Raw genomic sequence first — 1,361 nt, 5'->3', positions numbered from 1 at the left:
ATTTAACGAACAACTTTTTCCTAAAAATTCTGTTATAACACCTTCTTTTCCTAATGCACTAGCACTTTATACTACTGATATACATACTGTGTACCACTTTCAAGCACCACATAATAATGATAATAATGCTAAAACCATCTGAATATACTAATCAAATCATGTTGACTAGTCTTACCATTTCTGGCATTCTTTACTATAAAACAAATCCACATCAGATGCTGCATCGTACAACTCTTTTATAGATGCCAAACTATCATATTCTGAAATTCCTCTCATTGTACCAATAAGCCCACCCTTAGAAGCAGGTAATGTACCTTCTCGTAATTTTTTTATTACTACTTCTATTCTATTTTCATAATTATTTAAGTATTGATTTTTTTCATCATCTACTATTTTCTTGGCTTTATCAATTTCCCGAACTAATATATTCATTTTTTTTAATAACTCTTGTCTTTTATCCATAATTGCAATTTCCTTTAATTTGAAAAACTTCTAACCTCTGTAATCCATTCTGTATCAAATTGATTAAACAAATATTGAATTCCACCACCTGGTCTAGGATCTGTAATCAATAATTGTTCTCTTGCAGTTCCTACAGCATACTTAACCTTCGTTCCTGCAGGAATTCTTGCAACTTTTACAGTATTTCTGTTTCCCCAATCTTTTGACAATGCCAACTTATCCATATAATCATTTAATGATGTAATTTCATTTGCTTCATCAATCGTTGTCCAATAACATAATGATGCATCTGGTGCGTCAGAACTATACTGTACTAATATTAAATCTTTATCTACTGTTGTTTTTATTTCATAACCCTCATTAAAATTAGCTAATTCCCTATCAAATTTGTAGGAATAATCTATTATCGTTGCTGTCTTTCTACCACTCTCAACAACCTTCTTTACCTCATCAAAGCTTTTTCCTACCTTAAATAAATCAAGTGCATCATCACCATAACTGTTTATAAGGCTTACTGCTTTTTTAGCTTCTGTCGGTTCCAGATTGTCAATTATACTTGCAAGGTCATCTCCATACTTTTCTGCAAGCTTTAGTCCGTCTTCTCCAAACTCCTGCAGTATGCTTGCTACCTTTTCACCATATTTTTTGCTAAGCAACTCCCATGCATCAATGAAATTCCAGTAATCCGGGCTTCCTCCTCCGGGAATATATCCTGTTCCGTGACTTCCTGAACCGCTTCCGGTTCCTCCACTTCCGTGGTTTCCTGAACTGCCTCCCGGTATTTCACCTGTTCCATGGCTTCCTGAACCACTTCCGTTTCCTCCACTTCCGTGACTTCCCGAACCACCTGTTCCCGGGCTGTCATCCCATGATACTCCTCCATATTCTTCCGTAAAGAA

General features: G+C 35.5%; 2 protein-coding genes. Both read right to left on the bottom strand.

The genetic code is table 11. The features are described 5' to 3' along the window. Nucleotides 1-171 precede the first annotated feature (171 nt). Entirely contained in the window at nucleotides 172-462 is a 291-nt protein-coding gene (locus DWW96_RS13710; protein ID WP_117910816.1) for a hypothetical protein, read from the bottom strand. A 14-nt stretch (nucleotides 463-476) separates the two neighbouring features. Beyond that, the coding region (locus DWW96_RS14155) for a hypothetical protein (protein ID WP_347496390.1) at nucleotides 477-1,361 on the bottom strand (885 nt) is incomplete at its 5' end.

Origin of the sequence: Eubacterium sp. AF17-7, assembly GCF_003461285.1 — a bacterium.
GTDB lineage: Bacteria > Bacillota > Clostridia > Lachnospirales > Lachnospiraceae > Eubacterium_U > Eubacterium_U album.
This window is presented reverse-complemented; position numbering and strand designations above follow the sequence as displayed.

What these genes read in the sequence shown, in the direction of transcription:
- DWW96_RS13710 (WP_117910816.1), bottom strand. Translation starts at nt 462, where the DNA reads ATGGATAAAAGACAAGAGTTATTAAAAAAAATGAATATATTAGTTCGG.